This is a genomic window from Streptomyces sp. Root1304, assembly GCF_001426405.1.
Taxonomy (GTDB): domain Bacteria; phylum Actinomycetota; class Actinomycetes; order Streptomycetales; family Streptomycetaceae; genus Streptomyces.
Map to the genome: position 1 here is coordinate 1 of NZ_LMEP01000024.1, position 19,162 is coordinate 19,162.

General features: G+C 74.6%; 11 protein-coding genes. 6 read left to right on the top strand and 5 right to left on the bottom strand.

Annotated elements, in window-relative coordinates; translation table 11 throughout:
* Nucleotides 1–396: 396 nt before the first annotated feature.
* Nucleotides 397–963, bottom strand: a complete 567-nt coding sequence (locus ASD33_RS24635) for a MarR family transcriptional regulator (RefSeq protein ID WP_056564663.1) — start codon at nt 961–963, stop codon at nt 397–399.
* A 155-nt stretch (nt 964–1,118) separates the two neighbouring features.
* Between ASD33_RS24635 and ASD33_RS24640 the strand changes: the two genes are divergently transcribed.
* Nucleotides 1,119–2,387, top strand: a complete 1,269-nt coding sequence (locus ASD33_RS24640; RefSeq protein ID WP_056564665.1) for an MFS transporter — start codon at nt 1,119–1,121, stop codon at nt 2,385–2,387.
* A 21-nt stretch (nt 2,388–2,408) separates the two neighbouring features.
* On the opposite strand, the gene ASD33_RS24645 is transcribed toward ASD33_RS24640, so the two are convergent.
* Entirely contained in the window at nt 2,409–4,094 is a 1,686-nt protein-coding gene (locus ASD33_RS24645; RefSeq protein WP_056564668.1) for a SpoIIE family protein phosphatase, read from the bottom strand.
* Nucleotides 4,095–4,200: 106 nt separating this feature from the next.
* Nucleotides 4,201–5,565, bottom strand: coding sequence for an NAD(P)/FAD-dependent oxidoreductase (locus ASD33_RS24650; protein WP_056564671.1), 1,365 nt, complete (start codon nt 5,563–5,565; stop codon nt 4,201–4,203).
* 355 nt (nt 5,566–5,920) lie between these two features.
* Between ASD33_RS24650 and ASD33_RS24655 the strand changes: the two genes are divergently transcribed.
* Entirely contained in the window at nt 5,921–6,706 is a 786-nt protein-coding gene (locus ASD33_RS24655) for a TetR/AcrR family transcriptional regulator (protein ID WP_056564675.1), read from the top strand.
* 333 nt (nt 6,707–7,039) lie between these two features.
* Nucleotides 7,040–9,124 carry a sigma-70 family RNA polymerase sigma factor gene (locus ASD33_RS24660; protein WP_056564678.1) on the top strand — a complete coding sequence of 695 codons (2,085 nt, stop codon included), beginning with the start codon at nt 7,040–7,042 and terminating at the stop codon, nt 9,122–9,124.
* 73 nt (nt 9,125–9,197) lie between these two features.
* On the opposite strand, the gene ASD33_RS24665 is transcribed toward ASD33_RS24660, so the two are convergent.
* Together ASD33_RS24665 and ASD33_RS24670 are read right to left on the bottom strand one after the other, a co-directional pair.
* Entirely contained in the window at nt 9,198–12,506 is a 3,309-nt protein-coding gene (locus ASD33_RS24665; RefSeq protein WP_056564681.1) for a BTAD domain-containing putative transcriptional regulator, read from the bottom strand.
* Between the two features lie 191 nt (nt 12,507–12,697).
* On the bottom strand, nt 12,698–14,941 hold the full coding sequence (locus tag ASD33_RS24670; RefSeq protein WP_056565610.1) for an asparagine synthase-related protein: 2,244 nt from the start codon (nt 14,939–14,941) through the stop codon (nt 12,698–12,700).
* A 572-nt stretch (nt 14,942–15,513) separates the two neighbouring features.
* Here ASD33_RS24670 and ASD33_RS24675 point away from each other — a divergent pair.
* The 3 genes from ASD33_RS24675 to trmB all read left to right on the top strand — a co-directional run bounded on the left by ASD33_RS24675 (nt 15,514) and on the right by trmB (nt 19,146).
* Nucleotides 15,514–17,004, top strand: a complete 1,491-nt coding sequence (locus ASD33_RS24675; RefSeq protein ID WP_056564684.1) for a hypothetical protein — start codon at nt 15,514–15,516, stop codon at nt 17,002–17,004.
* A 76-nt stretch (nt 17,005–17,080) separates the two neighbouring features.
* Nucleotides 17,081–18,265 (top strand): L-2-hydroxyglutarate oxidase, encoded by a 1,185-nt coding sequence (gene lhgO / locus ASD33_RS24680; RefSeq protein ID WP_056564686.1) that lies wholly within the window; start codon nt 17,081–17,083, stop codon nt 18,263–18,265.
* Nucleotides 18,266–18,426: 161 nt separating this feature from the next.
* Nucleotides 18,427–19,146 carry a tRNA (guanosine(46)-N7)-methyltransferase TrmB gene (gene trmB, locus ASD33_RS24685; RefSeq protein WP_242427277.1) on the top strand — a complete coding sequence of 240 codons (720 nt, stop codon included), beginning with the start codon at nt 18,427–18,429 and terminating at the stop codon, nt 19,144–19,146.
* Nucleotides 19,147–19,162 lie beyond the last annotated feature (16 nt).

Here is a 19,162-nt window from a genome sequence, read left to right on the forward strand (position 1 = left end):
GCTTCCTTCGTTTCCGACTCTATCAGATCTTTCCGATCCGATTTCCTCGGTGCTTTCCGGTCCCTTTTGCTTTCGCTCCGGGCCCTTCCGGCGGTTCCGACTCTATCAGATCCTTTCGGTGTCTGATTCCCAGTCAGCGGGGTTTGTCTTTCCGGCTGTTGGGCCGTTCCGACGTCTCAAACTCTAGCGGATTTCCCCGGCGACTCATAATCGAGCCATTCGAAATGAATTTCGGCATGCCGAAATTCGTCCCGGTGGGGAGATCGTGCGGAGTAGAGGTGCCGCTATCAGCGGCGGAGTGGCTGTCGAAGAACCGTTCCGGCTCTGTGACAACTCGGAGAACACTACGCATCCGGCAGGGGCGTGTCAACCCCCTGCCGGTGAGGACCCGAGGGCTCAGTCCAGGTCGGTCAGACGGCCGCCGGCGTCCGGCTGCGTCAGCTCCACACGGCGGAGGAGACGGATGAGGACCTCGCCGAGAACGGCCTTCTCCTCTCCCGTGAGGTCCTGGAGCAGGTCCTCCTCGAAGTCCGTGGCCATCCGCATGGCCTCCAGCCACTTCGAGCGGCCCTCGTCGGTCAGCTCGACGATCACGCGGACGCGGTTGTTCTCGTCGCGGTCGCGGGTGACCAGGCCTTCGCCCGCCATCCGGTCGATGCGGTGGGTCATCGCGGCCGGAGTGAGGCCGAGCCGCTTGGCCAGCTCGCCCGGGCCGAGCCGATAGGGCTCACCGGAGAGGACCAGGGTCTTGAGGACCTCCCACTCCGCGTTGCTGATGCCCAGGTCGACGAGCTGGCGTCCGTACGCCACGTTCATCCGCCGGTTCAGCCGGCCGAGGGCGGAGACGACCTTCTCCACCTGGGGGTCGAGGTCGCGGAACTCGCGCTGATAAGCGGCGATCTGCTCGTCGAGGCTCGGCTCCTGGAGGGCCTGCGGGCCGGACCGCTCGGGGTTGTCGGACATGCAGGCGAGTATCCCACGGGCCCCGTTGGCATTGAAGTCCTTCGGTGTGTACTGTTAAGGATCGAACTTTAGCGTTGAAGTCTTCAAGGTTCAGGGGTACACCTCTGAACCTGCGACCGAAGTGGGTGAGTGTGACCAAGGCGAGGGGCGCAGCGATGCGCCGTATCCAGGCAGGCAGCGCGCTGAGCGCGTTCGGACTCGGCTTCACCGTGCCGTACCTCTATGTGTACGTGGCGCAGGTGCGGGATCTGGGCGCCGCGACGGCGGGCATCGTCCTGGCGGTCTTCGCCATGGCCGCCCTCGTGGTGCTGCCCTTCAGCGGGCGGGCCATCGACCGGCGCGGGCCCGTGCCGGTGCTGCTCGTGGCCTCGGTGGTCGCGGCCGTCGGCGCGGTGGCGATGGGCTTCGCGTCCAGCGTGCCCGCGGCCGTGGGTGCGGCGGCGCTGCTCGGTGCCGGTACGGCCGTGCTGCAGCCGGCCCTCGCCACGATGATCGTCTGGTGCTCGACGCCCGTGGGGCGCACCCGGGCGTTCGCCACGCAGTTCTTCCTGCAGAACCTGGGTCTCGGTGTCGGTGGTCTGATCGGCGGTCTGCTGGTCGACACGAGCCGGCCGGGCAGCTTCATCCTGCTGTTCTCGATCGAGGCGGCGATGTTCCTGGTCCTGGCGGCGGTCGTCGGGACCGTGCGGATGCCGGGGTCCCCCGCGCTCCAGGGTGCCCGTCCCTCCGAGGGCGGCAAGGGCGGCGGTGTCCGCGCGCTGCTCGGGCACAAGGCGATGGTGCAGCTGTGCGTCCTCGGCTTCGTCCTCTTCTTCGCCTGCTACGGACAGTTCGAGTCGGGTCTCGCCGCGTACGGCACCGAGGCCGCCGGGATCCAGCCGTCGACGCTCGGGATCGCGCTCGCCGCCAACACCGCGGTGATCGTCGCCGCCCAGTTCCTGGTGCTGAAGTTCGTCGAGCGCCGGAAGCGGAGCCGGGTGATCGCGGCCGTGGGTCTGATCTGGACCGTGGCCTGGCTGATCGCCGGGTACGCGGGCCTCGGGCACGGCAGCCAGGCCATGGCGACGGCGGCCTTCGTCTCCACGTACGCCCTCTTCGGGCTCGGTGAGGCGATGCTGTCGCCGACCGTGGCGCCGCTGGTGGCCGATCTGGCGCCGGAGTCGATGGTCGGGCAGTACAACTCGGCGTTCGCGCTGGTCAAGCAGTTGGCGCTGGCCGTCGGTCCGGCCGTGGGCGGGCCCATGGGGGCCGCGCTGCACGGTCCGTACATCGTGACCTTCGTGCTCTTCTCGCTCGGCATCACGTTCCTCGCGGTGCGGCTCGGCAAGCAGCTGACCCCGGAGCAGAACCAGCCGTCACTGGCCGTGAAGCCGTCCCTGGTCGTGGCGCAGCACCTGCCCGAGAAGGAGACCGCGGCCGCCTGACGGCCGTGCCCGCCCCGCCGGCTAGCCCGGCAGGGCGAACTCGCACCAGACCGCTTTGCCGCCGCCCGGTGTGCGGCGGCTCCCCCAGGACGAGGCGATCGTCGCGATGATCGAGATCCCGCGACCCGCCTCGTCCTCCGTTTCCGCCCTGCGGCGGCGCGGCAGGTGGTCGTCGCCGTCCGTCACCTCGATGATCAGCCGGCGGTCGGTGCGGCGCAGGCGCAGCCGCATCGGCGGGGTGCCGTGCTGGAGGGAGTTCGCCACCAGCTCGCTGGTGGCGAGGACGCCCAGGTCACGCAGTTCCACCGGGAAGCGCCAGGACGACAGGACCCCGGAGGCGAAGGCACGCGCGCGGGGCGCCGCCTCGACCCCGCCGAGGAGCTCCAGGGCCGCGTTGTGGAAGAGCTCCGCGTCCGCTCCCTCGCGGGAGGGGTGCTGGACCACCAGGACGGCGACGTCGTCGTCGTGCTCGGCGGTGACCCCCAGCGAGCGGAGCAGCCGGTCGCAGACCACCTGCGGGGTGCCGCTGGCGCCGGAGAGCGCGCGGGCCAGCGCGGCGACGCCCTCGTCGATGTCCTCGCGGCGGCGCTCCACCAGGCCGTCGGTGTAGAGGACGGCGGTCGAGCCGGGCGGGAGGGCGATCGAACCCGAGGTGTGCAGCCAGCCGCCGGTGCCGAGCGGCGGGCCGGTCGGGTCCTCGGCGCACCGGACGCTGCCGTCCTCGTCCCGTACGAGGATCGGGAGGTGCCCGGCGGAGGCGTAGACCAGCTTTCCCTCGTTGGGGTCGTGGATCGCGTACACACAGGTGGCGATCTGGCTGGCGTCGATCTCGGCGGCGAGGCCGTCGAGGAGCTGGAGCACCTCGTGCGGGGGCAGGTCCAGGCGCGCGTAGGCCCGGACGGCGGTGCGGAGCTGGCCCATGACGGCGGCGGCGCGCACGCCCCGGCCCATCACGTCCCCGATGACGAGCGCGGTGCGGCCGGCGCCGAGGGTGATCACGTCGTACCAGTCGCCGCCGACGGCCGCGTCGGTGCCGCCGGGCTGGTAGGTGGCGGCGATCCGCAGGTCGTCGGGCTGTTCGAGTTCCTGCGGGAGCAGGGAGCGCTGGAGGGTGACGGCGGTCTCGCGGTGGCGGCGCTCGCTGGTCCGCAGCCGCTCGGCGGCCTCGGCGTGGTCGGTGACGTCGGCGGCGTGGACGAGGACCCCGCCGCCGTCGAGGTGGGGGCTGTCCACGGGCAGGCACGTCACCGTGTACGAGCCGCCGTCCTGGGTGCGGCGGGACTTCACCGTGCGGGGCTTGCCGCTGCGCAGCACCTGGTCCATGAGCGGCAGCAGGCCGAGCTCCTCGGCCTCGGGGCAGGTGTCGGCGACGACGGCGCCCGCGGGGCGCGGGCCGAAGGCGGTGGCGTAGGCGTCGTTCACGTACGCGATGCGGTGCTCGGGGCCGTACACGAGGGCGACCAGGCCGGGGAGGCGGCCGAGCAGCTCCCGTACGGAGAAGTCCTCCAGGGCGGGGACGCCTGCGGGGTCGGCGGCCTCGCCCGGTTCGGCGGTCCCGGCCGCGCCCGCGGCATCGGCGGCGTCGCTGATGAGTCGCCCCAGCTGCCGCGCGTACTCACCGCGGGCGGCGGGCACGGAGCCTTCGGTCGCCCGCGCCGCGCGGCGCTGTGTGCCGGGGAGCCGGGCGCTCCAACGGGTGAAGTTCACGGATCTCTATGCCTCGTGGTGTCGGTGCCGTGCAGAGTCACGCTGTGCAGGTGTGAGCCCACCTATGGTCACACGTCCAGTGTGGACGAGTGCACTGACAGTGATGTCAGGACGACGGCTTGTCGCCGGGGTCGGGTGGTGGTGCGGCGGCGAGTTCGAATTCGGCGCGCGGGTGTTCCAGCGAGCCGAGGGAGACGATCTCCCGTTTGAACAGGCCGGACAGGGTCCATTCGGCGAGCACCCGGGCCTTGCGGTTGAAGGTGGGCACCCGGCTCAGGTGGTAGGCGCGGTGCATGAGCCAGGCCGGATATCCCTTGAGTTTCCGTCCGTAGACGTGGGCGACGCCCTTGTGTAGGCCGAGGGAGGCTACGGAGCCGACGTACGCGTGCGCGTACTCCTTGGTGGGGCGGCCGCTCAGCGCGGCGGCGACGTTCTCGGCGAGGACCTCGGCCTGGCGTACGGCGTGCTGGGCGTTCGGGGCGCACTCCCTGCCGGGTTCGTCCGAGGTCACGTCGGGGACGGCGGCGGCGTCGCCGGCCGCCCAGGCGTGCTCGACGCCCTCGACGGAGAGCCGGGCGGTGCAGCGGAGCCTGCCGCGCTCGTTCAGCGGAAGGTCGGTCGCGGCGAGGACGGGGGCGGGCTTGACGCCGGCGGTCCACACGACGGTACGGGTGGGCAGGCGGGTGCCGTCGCTGAGGACGGCGACCCGGTCCTCGCAGGATTCGAGACGCGTCTCCATGCGGACGTCGATGTTGCGGCCGCGCAGCTCTCGGACGGCGTACCGGCCCATCTCCTCGCCCACCTCGGGCAGGATCCGGTCCGAGGCCTCGACGAGGACCCAGCGCAGGTCCTCGGGCTTGACGTTGTGGTAGTACCGCGCCGTGTAGCGGGCCATGTCCTCCAGCTCGGCGAGCGCCTCCACGCCCGCGTACCCCCCGCCGACGAAGACGAAGGTGAGGGCGGCGTCGCGGAGCGCGGGGTCACGGGTCGAGGAGGCGATGTCCATCTGCTCGATGACGTGGTTGCGCAGCCCGATGGCCTCCTCGACGGTCTTGAACCCGATGCCGTGGTCGAGGAGGCCGGGGACCGGGAGGGTGCGGGAGACCGAGCCGGGCGCGAGGACCAGTTCGTCGTAGCCGAGGTCGACGGTGCCGGTGCCCTCCTCGGCGGTCGCGAGGGTGGTGAGGGTCGCGGTCCGCTTGGCGTGGTCGACGGACCGGACCTCGCCGATGACGATCCGGCAGCGGTCCAGGACCCGGCGGAGCGGCACCACGACGTGGCGCGGGGAGATCGAGCCGGCCGCCGCCTCGGGCAGGAACGGCTGGTACGTCATGTACGGCTCGGGGGTGACCACGACGATCTCGACGGCGGCGGCCTTGAGCTCGGCCCTGAGCTGCCGCTGGAGGCGCAGCGCGGTGTACATGCCGACGTAGCCACCGCCGACCACGAGAATGCGCGCAGGTTCGGTCACTGTCCCATGACGCACCGCCGTCCGTTGTTTGTCCACAGGCTCGGCAAATTGTGTGACCGGAGGGGTACGGAGGCGTGGGGTGGCGCATGCACCGGGTGCGCACGCAACCTCGCAGGTCACCGTGGGTGCGGCGGCCCGGGTGGGGGGTCGGAATCGGGAGTGATCCGGTCCTTGCTCCGATCGGGGGGCGCACCGTACGGAACTCCCCCTTCTGAATTGACTCCGACTCAACTATGTTCGTACTTCGTCGGGGTGTCGGAGGGAGCGCGTGGACCGCAGCGCTCATCGGCCGGAAGAACCCCGTTTTCAGGGCGGGGAGTCTCCGGGGGGAGACATCATGAGCGGGGGAACGCTTATGCAGATTCAGGATTCACGCTGGCAGTCGGGCGCCGGGACGGCGACCGTCGACGACGGGCTCCACGCGGGCACCGGCGGCGCCGAGGCGCGCAACGGCGCCGTGGTCGGCAGCCGGTCGGCGCCGCTGCGGGTGGACGCCCAGCGCAATCTGGAGCACGTCCTGCGCGCGGCGCGCGAGGTGTTCGGCGAGCTGGGCTACGGGGCTCCGATGGAGGACGTGGCGCGCCGCGCCCGTGTCGGCGTCGGCACCGTCTACCGGCGCTTCCCCAGCAAGGACGTGCTGGTGCGCCGGATAGCCGAGGAGGAGACCTCCCGGCTGACCGAGCAGGCGCGGGCCGCGCTGGGCCAGGAGGAGGAGCCGTGGTCGGCGCTCTCCCGGTTCCTGCGGACCTCGGTGGCCTCGGGCGCGGGTCGTCTCCTGCCGCCGCAGGTGCTGCGGGTGCACGCGGACGACGCCGCGGTGCCCTTCGGCGAGGAGTCGGACGACGCCGCGCGGGTCCCGTCCCAGCGGGGGGTCGCCGAGCAGACCGACGCGCGCGTGGTCGTGCCGCGGGCCGTGCCGGCCGAGGAGCGGGACGACGCGGGGGCCTCGGAGCTCCTGGAGGTCGTGGGCCGGCTCGTCGACCGGGCGCGCGAGGCGGGTGAGCTGCGGGCCGACGTGACCGTGGCGGACGTCCTCCTCGTCATCGCCACGGCCGCTCCGGCGCTGCCGGACGCGGTGCAGCAGGCGGCGGCCTCGACGCGACTCCTCGACATCCTTCTCGAGGGGCTGCGCTCCCGGTAGGAGCCTTTTCGGCCCCGGCTTCGGGTCGGGGCCGGGGCTTCGGCTCGATCTTTCGAGCGGGGCCGTGGCTTCGGTGCGGGCTGCGGCTCGGGCTTCGGTGCGGGCTGCGGCTCCGGGCTGCGGCTTCGGCTCGTGACGCCGGTTCCGCCCGGGGCCGCGCTCCCGTGGTCCGGGCGGACCAATGAGCATGACACGAACGTGTGAGCGGTTACGCCCGGATACACGAAGTCGCCCCGGACGAGTGGTAAGTGGACGCGGCGCTTCGGCGTGCCCGCGCTCTGTGGCAGTCTTGGCCGGTGTTCGGGTCTGGACGTGCGTACGGGGGCTTCCGCGATGAGCGGTGACGGTCGGGACGATCCGCTGGGCAACGGCGGCGGCGCCGAGACCGGAGGCCTGCCCTCCCGGCAGGTGCCGAGCCAGGGCGGTCCGAGTGGTGCGCCCGGCGCTCCGGGGGGCACTCCCGGCGCGAGCGGTTCCGGCGCGAGCGGTTCCGGCGGTGTGCCGGGGCAGGTCGAGGCGCTCGACCTGAGCGTGCCCCAGCAGCGCGAGGGCAAGGCCGGCGGAGCGGTCGCCGGGCGGGGACCGGGCCACGGGGGCGAGAGCGCACCCGCGGCCGAGCCCCTGTTCGCGGGCGACGCCTTCTCCCCGGCCGACGAGGGCGACGAGCCCGACGAGCCCGACACCGTGCTTCCGCCGCCCGTCGAGCTGCCGCCCTCCGACTCCGAGCTCGTCCAGCTCATGCGGGACGGCGACGACTCCGCGTACGAGGAGCTGTTCCGCCGCCACTCCGACGCCGTCCGCCGGTACGCCAAGACCTGCTGCCGGGACGCGCACACCGCCGACGACCTCACCGCCGAGGTCTTCGCCCGCACCCTGCAGGCCGTCCGCGGCGGGGCCGGGCCCGAACAGGCCGTCCGCGCCTATCTGATGACCACCGTCCGGCGGGTCGCCGCGAACTGGGCCAGGACCCAGAAGCGGGAACACCTCGTCGAGGACTTCGCCGTGTTCGCCGCGGAGGCCGCCCGTTCCTCCGAGGTCTCCGACCAGGACACCCTCGACCTCGGCGCCGACGTCCGGGCCATGCACGAGGCGGAGCAGTCGCTCGCCATGCAGGCCTTCCGCTCCCTGCCCGAGCGCTGGCAGGCCGTGCTGTGGCACACCACCGTCGAGGAGGAGTCGCCCAGCGAGGTCGCCCCGCTCTTCGGCCTCACCGCCAACGCCACCGCCGTACTCGCCAGCCGGGCCCGCGAAGGCCTCAAGCAGGCCTACCTCCAGGCCCACGTCAGCCAGGCCCTGACGGCCGGCGGCGACTGCGCCCGGTACGCGGACCGGCTCGGCGCCTACGCCCGCGGCGGCCTGCGGATGCGGGCCGAGCGCGGTCTGCGCAAGCACCTGGACGAGTGCGCCAAGTGCCGGCTCGCCGCCGGAGAGCTGGCCCACGTCAACGCCGGCATCCCCGCGCTGCTGCCGGTCGCCGTCATCGGCTGGTTCGCCGCCGGGTACTCCCTCAAGGCGGCCGGTGCGGGCGCCGCGGCCGCCGCCACCGGCTCCTCCGGGGGCGCCGCGTCGGGCGGCGCCGCCGCCGAGGGGCTCGGCGCGCCCGCGAAGGCCGGCATCGCGGCGGCCATAGCGGTCGCCGCGGCCGCGGGACTCGTCTGGGCCATGGCCGGCGACCCGCAGCCCGTCGCCGCACCCCGGCCCGTCCAGCCGGTCGTCACGCCCGTCGCACCGGCGGAGCCCGCACCGCCGCCGAAGGCCTCGCCGAAGCCCGTACCGCCGCCCGCGCCCGCACCCTCGGAGCCGCCGGCGCCCACGCCGACGCCGACCCCGGAGAAGCCGTCCCCGAAGCCGACGCCTCCCCCGCCGAAGCCGACGCCCCCGCCCAGCCCCACGCCCACGCCCACGCCCACACCGACTCCGACGCCGACCCCGACGCCCGAGAAGCCCTCGCCGAAGCCGACGCCGCCGCCCGCGCCGCCGAGCGTCTACCAGATCAACGAGCTGGAGTACGGCGCCTTCGGCGACGGCACCAAGCCGGAGGTCGCCCTCGCCGACAGCAGCTGGATGTGGCAGCGCCAGAACCTGTCCATCGGCGGCACCCCGTACGCGCACGGGGTGAGCGTCAACGCGCCGTCGTCCCTGCTCATCGACCTCAACCGGCAGTGCACGAGCTACGACGCGATCGTCGGCGTCGACGACCTGAGCGCCCTGCTCGGCGTCGGCGGCGTCCGCTTCTCCGTCTACGGGGACGACGAGCGGCTCTGGCGCTCCGACGTGGTCCGGGCCGGCGACCCGCCGCTCCCCGTGCACGTCGACATCTCCGGCCGCAGCACGATCCGGCTCGTCGTCGAGGAACACACGCCGTTCGGGCGGGCCGCGGTCGCCGACTGGGCGGAGTCCCGGATCAGCTGCTCCTGAGGGAGACCCCGCCGGGGGCCGGGGCCTTCACGGGGTCCGGGCCGGGGCTGTCAGCGAGCACGGGCCCGGGCTTTCACGGGGTTCGCCCCGAAAGCCTCCCCGCCCCCGTGCGTAGGGTCGTCTCCACCAAGGTCAGGAGCTCGTCGACCCCGAGGCCCTTCCCCGCCTCCTGCTCGACGGCCACGCCCCGCTCGCCGAGTTCCGCCAGCGCCCGGGACGCCACCTCGTCGGCGTCCCGGATGCCCGGCACCGAGCGCGGCGCCCGCCCCGGCCAGGATTCGGCCGCCGCCATGACGCGTACCGCGAGGGCCTGTTCGCCCGCCTCCGACAGGACGACCGCGAGGCCCTCCGTCAGGCTCACCGTGACGAAGTCCGCGCACTGCGCGTCCCGCGCGGCGCGCAGCGCGGACACGGCCGTCGCGACGGCCTCGGCGCCCCGGCCCTCCTGCGACTCCACGCGCGCGGTGAGCCCGACCATCACCGCGGCGAAGTGCGGCGGGGGCGCGCCGGTGGCGACCGTGGTGCCCGCCGTCTCCAACTGGGCGCGGGCCTCCGCCGTCTCGCCCCGGTACAGGGCCAGGCCGGCCCGCAGGAAGCAGACGTACACGCTGCTGTCGCGCACGTGGTACCGCTCCGCCTCGCGTGCGGCCTCGTCGATCCCCTTCTCGGCTGCCTCCAGGTCGCCCGTGCGGAAGGCGAGCTCGGCCAGGCGGGCGACGAGGAACGGGGCCTCCGCGTGCGCGCCGACCTCGCGGGCCAGGGCGAGGGCCTCCGCGTACGCCGCTCCGGCCTCGTCCCCCCGGCCGCGCATCATGTGGGCCTCGGCCGCCGCGCTCGCGATCTGGGCGCCCATCCAGCGGTCGCCCACCCGCCGGGCGAGGAGCTGGAGTTCGAGCAGGTCCTCGTCGATGCCGGGCAGACCGCCGGGCATGTCGACGACCATGTGCGTACGGAACATCAGGCTGACGCCGATCTCCCAGTCGCCTCCGTACCGGCGGCAGTTCGCGACGGCGATGTCGAGGAGGTCCCGGACCACGGCAGGTTCCTCGGTGAGGTACGAGGTGAACGGCCAGAGCAGGCCGGGGAAGCGGGCGGCCTCGGGACCCGGATCCGTGCCGAACGCCTCCCGTACGCGCCGGACGAGCGTGAGCTTCTCCGGCTGCTGGTAGTCGCTCATCGTGTGGCTCTCGACGGCGAGGAAGAACTGCAGCATGCGCAGGCGCATGCGCGGCCAGTACCGGGGGTCCCCGGGGTCCTCCGCGTCCTCGCCGAGCGCCACCGCGCGCTCGACCCAGGCCAGGCCCTCGGGGCGGTAGTTGCGCAGCCACCAGAACCAGCCCATGGCGAAGACCAGGCGGAGGGCACCGGCCTCGTCGGGGGCCGTGCCGAGGGTGCGGTGCAGGGCGGCGCGGATGTTGTCGAGGTCGCGCTCGATCCGCTCGATCCACGGCAGCTGCTCCGCGGAACGGAGGCGGGGCTCCGCGGCCTCCGCGAGGGCCGTGAAGTGGTCGGTGTGGGTGGCCTCCGCGGCGGCGAGCAGCGCCGGGGTCTCGGCGGCGCGCTCGACCGCGTACTCGTGGATCGTCTCCAGGAGCCGGTAGCGCATCTCCCCGCCCTCGACGGGGGTGGCGACGACGAGGGACTTGTCGACCAGGGCGCCGAGCGATTCGGCGGCGCGCGGGGAGAGCGCCTCGGCCGCGGCGAGGTCCCAGCCCCCGGCGAAGACCGAGACCTGGCGGAGCAGGGTGCGCTCGTCGGGGTCGAGCAGCTCCCAGGACCAGTCGACGACCGCGCGCAGGGTCTGCTGGCGGGGCAGGACCGTGCGGGAGCCGGAGGTCAGGAGGCGGAAGCGGTCGTCGAGGCGGTCGGCGATCTGGCGCGGGGTGAGCAGCCGCAGCCGGGCCGCGGCCAGTTCGATCGCGAGCGGCAGGCCGTCGAGGCGGCGGCAGATCTCGTCGACGGCGTCCGCGCCGTCCCGGGCGAGGTCGAAGGAGGGGCGTACGGCGCGGGCGCGCTCGACGAACAGGCGGTGCGCGGGGTCGGGCGGCAGGGGTTCGACCGGGCGGACCGACTCGCCGGGGACGCCGAGGGGTTCGCGGCTGGTGGCGAGGACGCGGAGCTGCGGGCAGTGGGTGAGGAGGGTCTCGGCGAGGGCGGCGGCCGCGTCGATGACGTGCTCGCAGTTGTCGAGGACGAGGAGGAGCGGGCGGCGGGCGAGGTGCTCGACGAGATGGGCGGTGGGGTCGTCGTTGAGCGGGGTCCCTTCGCGGGTGATCAGGGTGATCTCGCGGAGGCGGAGCGCGGAGAGGACCGCGCCGGGGAGGGCGGCGGGGTCGTCGAGCGGGGCGAGTTCGGCGATCCAGGCGGCGGGGCCGACGGCACGGAGCGCGGCCTCCTCGGCGAGCCGCGTCTTGCCGGAGCCGCCGGGGCCGGTGAGCGTGACCAGCCGGGAGCGGCTCAGGTCCGTGTGGAGGGCGGCGAGCTCGGGCTCACGGCCGACGAAGGAGGTGAGGCGGGGGCGGATGTTGCCGGGCTCGGAGGCCGGCTCCGGGACGGACTCGGGGGTGGGGACGGGCGGTCCGGCCGGGGCGGCGGGCTCGGGGGCGGGGGCCTGCGGTGCGGGTGGTCGGGCCGCTCCGGACGCGCGGGCGGGCGGGGGCGGGGCCGTGCCCGTGAGGAGTTCCTGGTGGAGGGCGGTGAGTTCGGGGCCCGGGTCGGCGCCGAGGGCGTCCGCGAGGGTACGGCGGGCCGAGCCGTACGCGGTGAGGGCGTCGGCGTGGCGGCCCTCGGCCCGCAGGGCCCGGATGAGATGGGCGCGGAAGGCCTCGTCGTACGGGTACGTGGTGGTGAGTTCGGTCAGTTCCGGTACGAGTCCGTCGGTGGCGCCCCGGCGCAGATCGGCCTCGACGCGCTGCCGGAGCGCGGCGAGCCGCTGCGCCTCGGGCCGGACGCCCGCCGGGTCGGGCAGGTCGGCGAGCGCGGGGCCCCGGAAGAGGCCGAGGGCCTCGCGGAGGAGGGCGGCGGCGGTGTCGGGGTCGCCGGATTCGAGGCGGGCGGCGCCGTCCGCGGCCTTGCGCCGGAACACGTACAGGTCGATGTCGTCGGGACCGGCGGCGAGCCGGTAGCCGGGACCGGGGGTGGAGGCGACGGCCTCCCTGCCGAGGACCCGGCGGAGCCGGCCGACGAGAGCCTGGAGGGCGGCGGGGGCGTCCTGCGGCGGGTCGTCCCCGTACACGTCGTCGGCGAGCTCGCCGACGGAGACGGCCCGGCCGCCGCGCAGCGCCAGCGCGGCGAGCAGCGCACGCAGCCGGGCGCCGCCCAGGGGGAGCGGGGAGCCGTCGGGACGAAGGGCCTCGGTGGTGCCGAGGATGAGATACCGCACCGGTCCATTGTGTCGGGCGGGCGGTTCGTACGCCTCGGGGTTTACCCCGGTGAATCCCCCATGTCCGGGGGTCCCGCCGTCCCCGCCGGTCCCGCCGTCCCGGCCGGTCCCGCTGTCCCCACTGGTCCCGCCGTCCCCACTGGTCCCGCCGTCCCCGTCGGTCTCCTCGGCCTCGGTCGGGGCCTCGGGCCTCAGGCCGGCAAGGAGCGCGACGCCGGGATCAGCGGGCCCTGGACCGCGCGGTGGGCGCGGGGTTCCGTCGTGTTGGTCCAGCAGGAGCCGCGGCGGGCGAGGAGGCGGCGGAGCCAGAGTTCGGTGGAGACGAGGTCGGCCAGGCCGTCGAGGGGGACGGGTGCGCCGTCGGCCGCCGTGCGGAGGGCCTCGCGGACGACCCGGGCCTCGATCAGGCCCGCGTCGGCGAGGAGGGGCGCGTCGAAGAGGGAGATCAGGTCGGGGAGCGCCGCGCGCAGACCCGCGCGCGTGGCGGCGGCCGGGACCGCCGGGTGGGGGGCGCCCCAGCCCGGCGGCAGGTCGTGGACGCCCGCGCCGGCGAGGACCGTGCGGAGCACGCCCGCGCGTGCGTCCGGCTGGACCCGGAGCGATTCGGGGAGCTCGCGGCAGGCCCGTACGACCTGGTTGTCGAGGAAGGGCGCGTGCAGGCGCTGGCCGCGGATCTCGGCGGCCTGCTCCAGGACCCGGAGGTCGGCGGCGGCGCGGGCGAGGGCGGCACGCGCGCGTGCCTCGCCCGGACGCTGGACGGAGGTCGGCAGGGTCGCCGCCCGGTTCAGGCGAACCGATACTTCGGCCAGCGCCTCCCCGGTCAGCCAGCGCGCCGCGGGCCCCGGCCTCGACCAGGCGAGCGCGGAGAGGGACGCCTCCAGGGGGCCGAAGCCGTCCGGTGCCGTCCGGTTCGCCTCCAGGACCCGCCGGGCCGCGGCCTCCAGGCCCGTCCGGTACGGGGTACGGGCCAGCTTCCGGGCCGCCCGGTACACGGTCAGCGGCACCAGGAGCGAGCCCGCCGACGGCCCGGCGGCCTTCGCGAGGGCCGTCACGGGACGCACCAGGGAGCGGCGCCTGCGGTCCATCAGGAGGTCCGCGAGGCGCGCCGGGTGCGCGTCGAGGACCTGCTTGGCGCCCATGCCGGTGAAGTGGTCGGCGCTGCCGCCCGCGAGCCGCCGCCGGTGCCGCTCGGCCGTGACGAGCGCGGGCCCCGGCTCGTCGGTGAGCGGCCCGTCCAGGGCGGCGTACGGAAGCGCCTCCTCGCCCGCCGCGACGACCACGTGGTGCAGGCGCGGGTCGGCCGCGAGTTCCCCGGCCCGCTTCAGTTCCTCCTCGCGGCCCGACCCCGTGCGCGTGGCCAGGTCGTTGAAGGTGACGGCGAGCAGCCGCTCCCCCGCGCCCGCGCCGTGCCCGATGATCGTGCCCGGCACCCCGGGGAGTCCCGCGGCGAGCAGGGCGAGCGTGCCGGAGGCGCTGCCACCGGACAGGTCGGCGCCGATGCCGGGCGCCGGGCCCGCGCCCCGGGCCGCGCGCCGGTCGGCGGGCCCCATGCCGGGGACGGGGCCGGGGTCGGCCGGCGGGGCCTCGGGAGCGTGCCGGGGTGCGGTGAGCCGGGCGCGTACGGCTTCCACCAGGGCGTCCCTGACACCTTCGACGGCCTGCCGGGGGTCCGTCTGGGCCGCCGCGACCGCGAGCGAGGCGACCTGTTCGTAGCCGGTGATCTCGCGCGAGCCCTCCCGCAGGATCAGGGCGTGTCCCGGCGGAACGCGCCGGACCCCTTCGTAGGGGGTGGAGTCGCGCAGCGCCTCGGGGGTCTCCGGGCAGGCGAGGAGGGCGGCGAGGTGGCCGATGTCGAGCTGGGCCTCGACGAGGTCGGCGAGCGGCAGGGCGGCGGTGGCGTACGCGGTGCCGCCGGCCCACGGGGTGTGGAACACCGGCCGGGCGCCCGCGAGATCACCGGTGACGGTGACCCGGCGGCCCGCCTTGACGACCGCCGTGTAGCTGCCGGGCCAGGCGGTGAGGTGCCGCAACGCGCCCCCGCGCGCGGTGAGCAGGCCGATCCGCAGTTCCTCGTCGCTGGCGGCGCAGCAGCCGAGGACGGCGAGGCGGGTGTCGTCGTCGACGGCCACCACGCGCACCTCGTCGGGCCGCCAGTCGCCGACCGCCCACAGCGGATCGGGGTCGCCCCACAGGAGTTGTGCGCCCACCGGTTGCACCGTGCGCCCCTCGGTGGCGGCCGCGCGGCCGGAGCCGTTGGCCCGCGCGGTGCCGTAGCGGTCGTCCGCGCCGTAGCCGCCGCCGAAGTCACCTCCGTAGCCGGTGCTTCCGTAACCGCCGCCCGGCGAGCCGTGGGTGCCGCTCACCGAGCCCGCCCGGGCCCCGGCCCTCGTGGCGACGTTCGCGGCGACACTGCTCCAGCCCACCAGCCATCGCATCGGCGCCTCCACGTCCGTTTCGGTGGGAGACATGCTGCCACGACAACGGCGCACGGGGCGGAGTCCGGGTGCACGCGCGTGAAAGCCGAATGCGCCCCTGGCATGGGCCAGTTGGCCACAGGCGTCATTCGGCCAAATATCACCCCTGCCCCAGGGGGGTGTACGGCGTCCGGGCAGCCGCCCGCGCGCGTACCGCGGCTCGCCCGTCCTCGGCTGTCCGGGAGGCGCTCGCGCCCCCCGGAGCCGTCCGCCGCCCGCGGGGAATGGGGCGGCGGTGTCCCCCGGCCCACTGGTCCGGACACCCTCCCGGCCGATCGGGCCGACCCACGCGTCACTCATGGAAGCGCTCCCCCGGCGGCCCGGGCGAGAGCGCACGGCCGGGCGCACGGCCACACGGCGGGAGCACGGGCCGGGCGGCCGGACCCGATCGTCGGTCGTTCACACAACAATCTCGCCATACGGAACACCGCCCCTTAACGGTAGGGATGCGGCGAACTACGCTGTGTTTACGAATGCCGCACGCCTATGCCCGGCGTCGTGGCGGCCGTCTGGGGTTGTCGAGGGGTGGCGTCATGTCCAGGGAGCAACGCGGGCCGAACGAAAAGCTCGGCACGGTTCTCGCCCTCGCGGGAATCAGCAACGCCGGGCTGGCCCGGCGCGTCAACGACCTCGGTGCGCAGCGGGGTCTGACGCTTCGTTACGACAAGACCTCGGTCGCCCGGTGGGTGGCCAAGGGCATGGTGCCGCAGGGCGCCGCACCGCATCTGATCGCAGCCGCGATCGGCCAGAAGCTCGGCCGGCCCGTGCCGCTGCACGAGATCGGGCTCGCGGACGCCGATCCGGCGCCCGAGGTGGGTCTCGCCTTCCCGCGTGACGTGGGTGAGGCGGTGCGCTCGGCGACCGACCTGTACCGGCTGGATCTCGCCGGCCGACGGGCCGGGGGCGGCGGCATCTGGCAGTCGCTCGCCGGGTCGTTCGCGGTGAGCGCCTACGCGACGCCCGCGTCCCGCTGGCTGATAACCCCCGCCGACCCCTCGGTCGAGCGCGAGGCGCCGCAGCACGGGGGCCTCCTCGGGACGGCGGGCGGGACGGGTGCGGCCGGAGCGGGAGGCACGGGTGGCGGTACGGCCGCCGCCCCGGAGCACGCGCGCGTGGGGCACAGCGACGTCGCCAAACTCCGCGAGGCCGCCGAGGACGCGCGCCGCTGGGACTCCAAGTACGGCGGCGGGGACTGGCGTTCGTCCATGGTCCCCGAGTGCTTACGCGTGGACGCGGCCCCGCTGCTCCTCGGCTCCTACTCGGACGAGGTCGGCAGGGCCCTCTTCGGCGCGACCGCCGAGCTGACCCGGCTCGCCGGCTGGATGGCCTTCGACACCGGGCAGCAGGAGGCCGCCCAGCGCTACTACATCCAGGCGCTGCGGCTCGCCCGTGCCGCCGCCGACGTGCCCCTCGGCGGCTACGTCCTGGCGTCCATGTCCCTCCAGGCCACCTACCGCGGCTTCGCGGACGAGGGAGTCGACCTCGCCCAGGCCGCGCTGGAACGGAACCGGGGGCTCGCCACCGCCCGCACCATGTCCTTCTTCCGGCTCGTCGAGGCACGCGCGCACGCGAAGGCCGGCGACGGGCCGGCCGCGGCGGCGGCGCTCAAGTCCGCCGAGGGCTGGCTGGAGCGCTCCCGGGAGGGCGACGGCGACCCGACCTGGCTGGGCTTCTACTCGTACGACCGGTTCTGCGCCGACGCCGCCGAGTGCTACCGCGACCTGAAGGCGCCCCGGGAGGTGCGCCGCTTCACCGAGCAGGCGCTCTCGCAGCCGACCGAGGAGTTCGTCCGCTCGCACGGGCTGCGGCTCGTGGTGTCCGCCGTCGCCGAGCTGGAGTCGGGCAACCTGGACGCGGCCTGCGCGGCCGGCACGCGCGCGGTGGAGGTGGCCGGGCGGATCTCGTCGGCGCGGACGACGGAGTACGTACGGGACCTGCTGCACCGGCTCGAACCGTACGGGGACGAGCCGCGCGTGAGGGAGCTGCGGGAGCGGGCCAGACCGCTGCTCGTCGCCCCGGCGTGACACGCGTCCCACGGCGGGGGCGTTTAGCGGCGTTGTCAGTGGGCCAGTGCACTATCGGGGGTGGGAGGTGGCGCTGGTGTTTGACTGTGACGTGCTGGTGATCGGCGGCGGGATCGTCGGTCTGTCGACGGCGTACGCGCTGACGCGCGCCGCTCCCGGCACCCGGGTCACGGTCCTGGAGAAGGAGCACGCCCTCGCGCGCCACCAGACCGGGCGCAACAGCGGGGTGATCCACAGCGGGATCTACTACCGGCCGGGCTCGCTCAAGGCCCGGTTCGCGGTCGAGGGCGCGGCCGAAATGGTCAAGTTCTGCGCGGAATGGGGCATTCCGTACGAGGTGACGGGGAAGCTCGTCGTCGCCACCGCGCGCGAGGAGCTGCCCCGGCTGCACGCGCTCGTGCAGCGCGGCAGGGAGAACGGCATCCCGGTGCGCGAGCTGGGCCCGGCGCAGATCAGCGAGTACGAGCCCCGGGTCCGCGGCCTGGCCGCGATCCACGTCGGCACGACCGGCATCTGCGACTACGGAGCGGTGTCCGCCCGGCTCGCGGAATCCTCCGGCGCCCGCATCCTGTACGGCGCGGAGGTGGTCCAGGTCGACCGCCGGCCATGGGGCGTCGCCGTGCGCACGGCGGACGGCCGGGTGGTGCGGGCACGGGTCCTGGTGAACTGCGCGGGGCTGCACTGCGACCGGATCGCCCGGCTCGCGGGCGACGACCCGGGCATGCGGATCGTCCCCTTCCGGGGCGAGTACTACGAGCTGGCGGACCCCTCCCTCGTGCGGGGACTGGTCTATCCGGTCCCGGACCCGGCGTTCCCCTTCCTCGGCGTGCACCTGACCCGGGGCATCGACGGCGGCGTCCACATCGGGCCGAACGCTGTCCCGGCGCTCGCCCGCGAGGGATACGGCTGGTCGGTCGTCCGCCCGCGCGAGCTGGCCGGCACCCTGGCCTGGCCCGGCTCCTGGGCCATCGCCCGGGCGCACTGGCGGTACGGGGCGGGGGAGCTGCGCCGGTCGGTGTCGAAGCGCGCCTTCACCGAGGCGGTACGGCGGCTCCTCCCGGTGGTCGAGGAGTCGGACCTGCGCCGCGCGGCACCCGGCGTACGGGCGCAGGCGGTCCTGCGGGACGGGACGCTCGTCGACGACTTCCTGATCCGCGAGGCGGCCCGCACGGTCCACGTGCTGAACGCGCCCTCGCCGGCGGCGACGGCGTCCCTGCCGATCGGGCGCGAGGTCGCCGGGCGGGCGCTGGCGCTCCTGTAGCCGCCTCCGCCGCCGCCCCGGCGGCCGTCTCCTCGGCCGCGCGCCCGGTCCGCCTGCGGTCGTAGAATCAGGGCATTGTGTCTGAGCAGCCAGAGAACACCCCGCAGCCCGCCGCCGCGCCCGCCGAAGCCGTACAGCCCGTCGCGCGGCGGGGCAGTCGGATGTTCGCCCCCGGCGAGGGTCCCCTGCCCGATCCCGCCGGTGCGCACCACGAGCGCCGCATCCGGAGCTTCCAGCCGCGCCGCAGCCGCGTCACCTACGGCCAGGCCGAGGCGATGCTCAAGCGGTGGCCCGACTGGGGCCTCGACATCGACGGCAAGCGGATCCTCGATCTCGGCGAGATGTTCGACGGCCTTCCCGTCGTCCTGGAGATCGGCTTCGGCATGGGCGAGGCGACCGCGCAGATGGCCGCCGCCGACCCCGGCACCGGCATCCTCGCCGTCGACGTCCACACTCCCGGCCAGGGCAATCTGCTCGGCCTCGCCGACCGCAACGGCCTGACGAACGTCCGGGTCGCCAACGGCGACGCGATCATCCTGCTCCGCGAGATGCTCGACAAGGACTCCCTCGACGGCTGCCGGGTCTACTTCCCCGACCCGTGGCCCAAGGCCCGCCACCACAAGCGGCGGCTGATCCAGCCCGAGTTCCTCAGCCTCCTCGCGACCCGGCTGAAGCCCGGCGGCGTGCTGCACTGCGCCACGGACTGGGAGGAGTACGCGGAGCAGATGCTGGAGGTGCTCTCCGCGCACCCGGACTTCGAGAACACCCGGGAGGACGGCGGCTACGCGCCCCGGCCCGACTTCCGCCCGGTCACCCGCTTCGAGGGACAGGGCCTGGACAAGGGCCACGTCGTGCACGACCTGCTGTTCCGGAGGAAGTGACCGGAGGGGGGTTCAC

Coding starts and splice junctions, on each gene's coding strand:
- ASD33_RS24655 (WP_056564675.1), top strand. CDS start 5,921: ATGCAGATTCAGGATTCACGCTGGCAGTCGGGCGCCGGGACGGCGACC.
- ASD33_RS24670 (WP_056565610.1), bottom strand. CDS start 14,941: ATGCGATGGCTGGTGGGCTGGAGCAGTGTCGCCGCGAACGTCGCCACG.
- ASD33_RS24635 (WP_056564663.1), bottom strand. CDS start 963: ATGTCCGACAACCCCGAGCGGTCCGGCCCGCAGGCCCTCCAGGAGCCG.
- ASD33_RS24660 (WP_056564678.1), top strand. CDS start 7,040: ATGAGCGGTGACGGTCGGGACGATCCGCTGGGCAACGGCGGCGGCGCC.
- ASD33_RS24640 (WP_056564665.1), top strand. CDS start 1,119: ATGCGCCGTATCCAGGCAGGCAGCGCGCTGAGCGCGTTCGGACTCGGC.
- ASD33_RS24675 (WP_056564684.1), top strand. CDS start 15,514: ATGTCCAGGGAGCAACGCGGGCCGAACGAAAAGCTCGGCACGGTTCTC.
- trmB (WP_242427277.1), top strand. CDS start 18,427: ATGTTCGCCCCCGGCGAGGGTCCCCTGCCCGATCCCGCCGGTGCGCAC.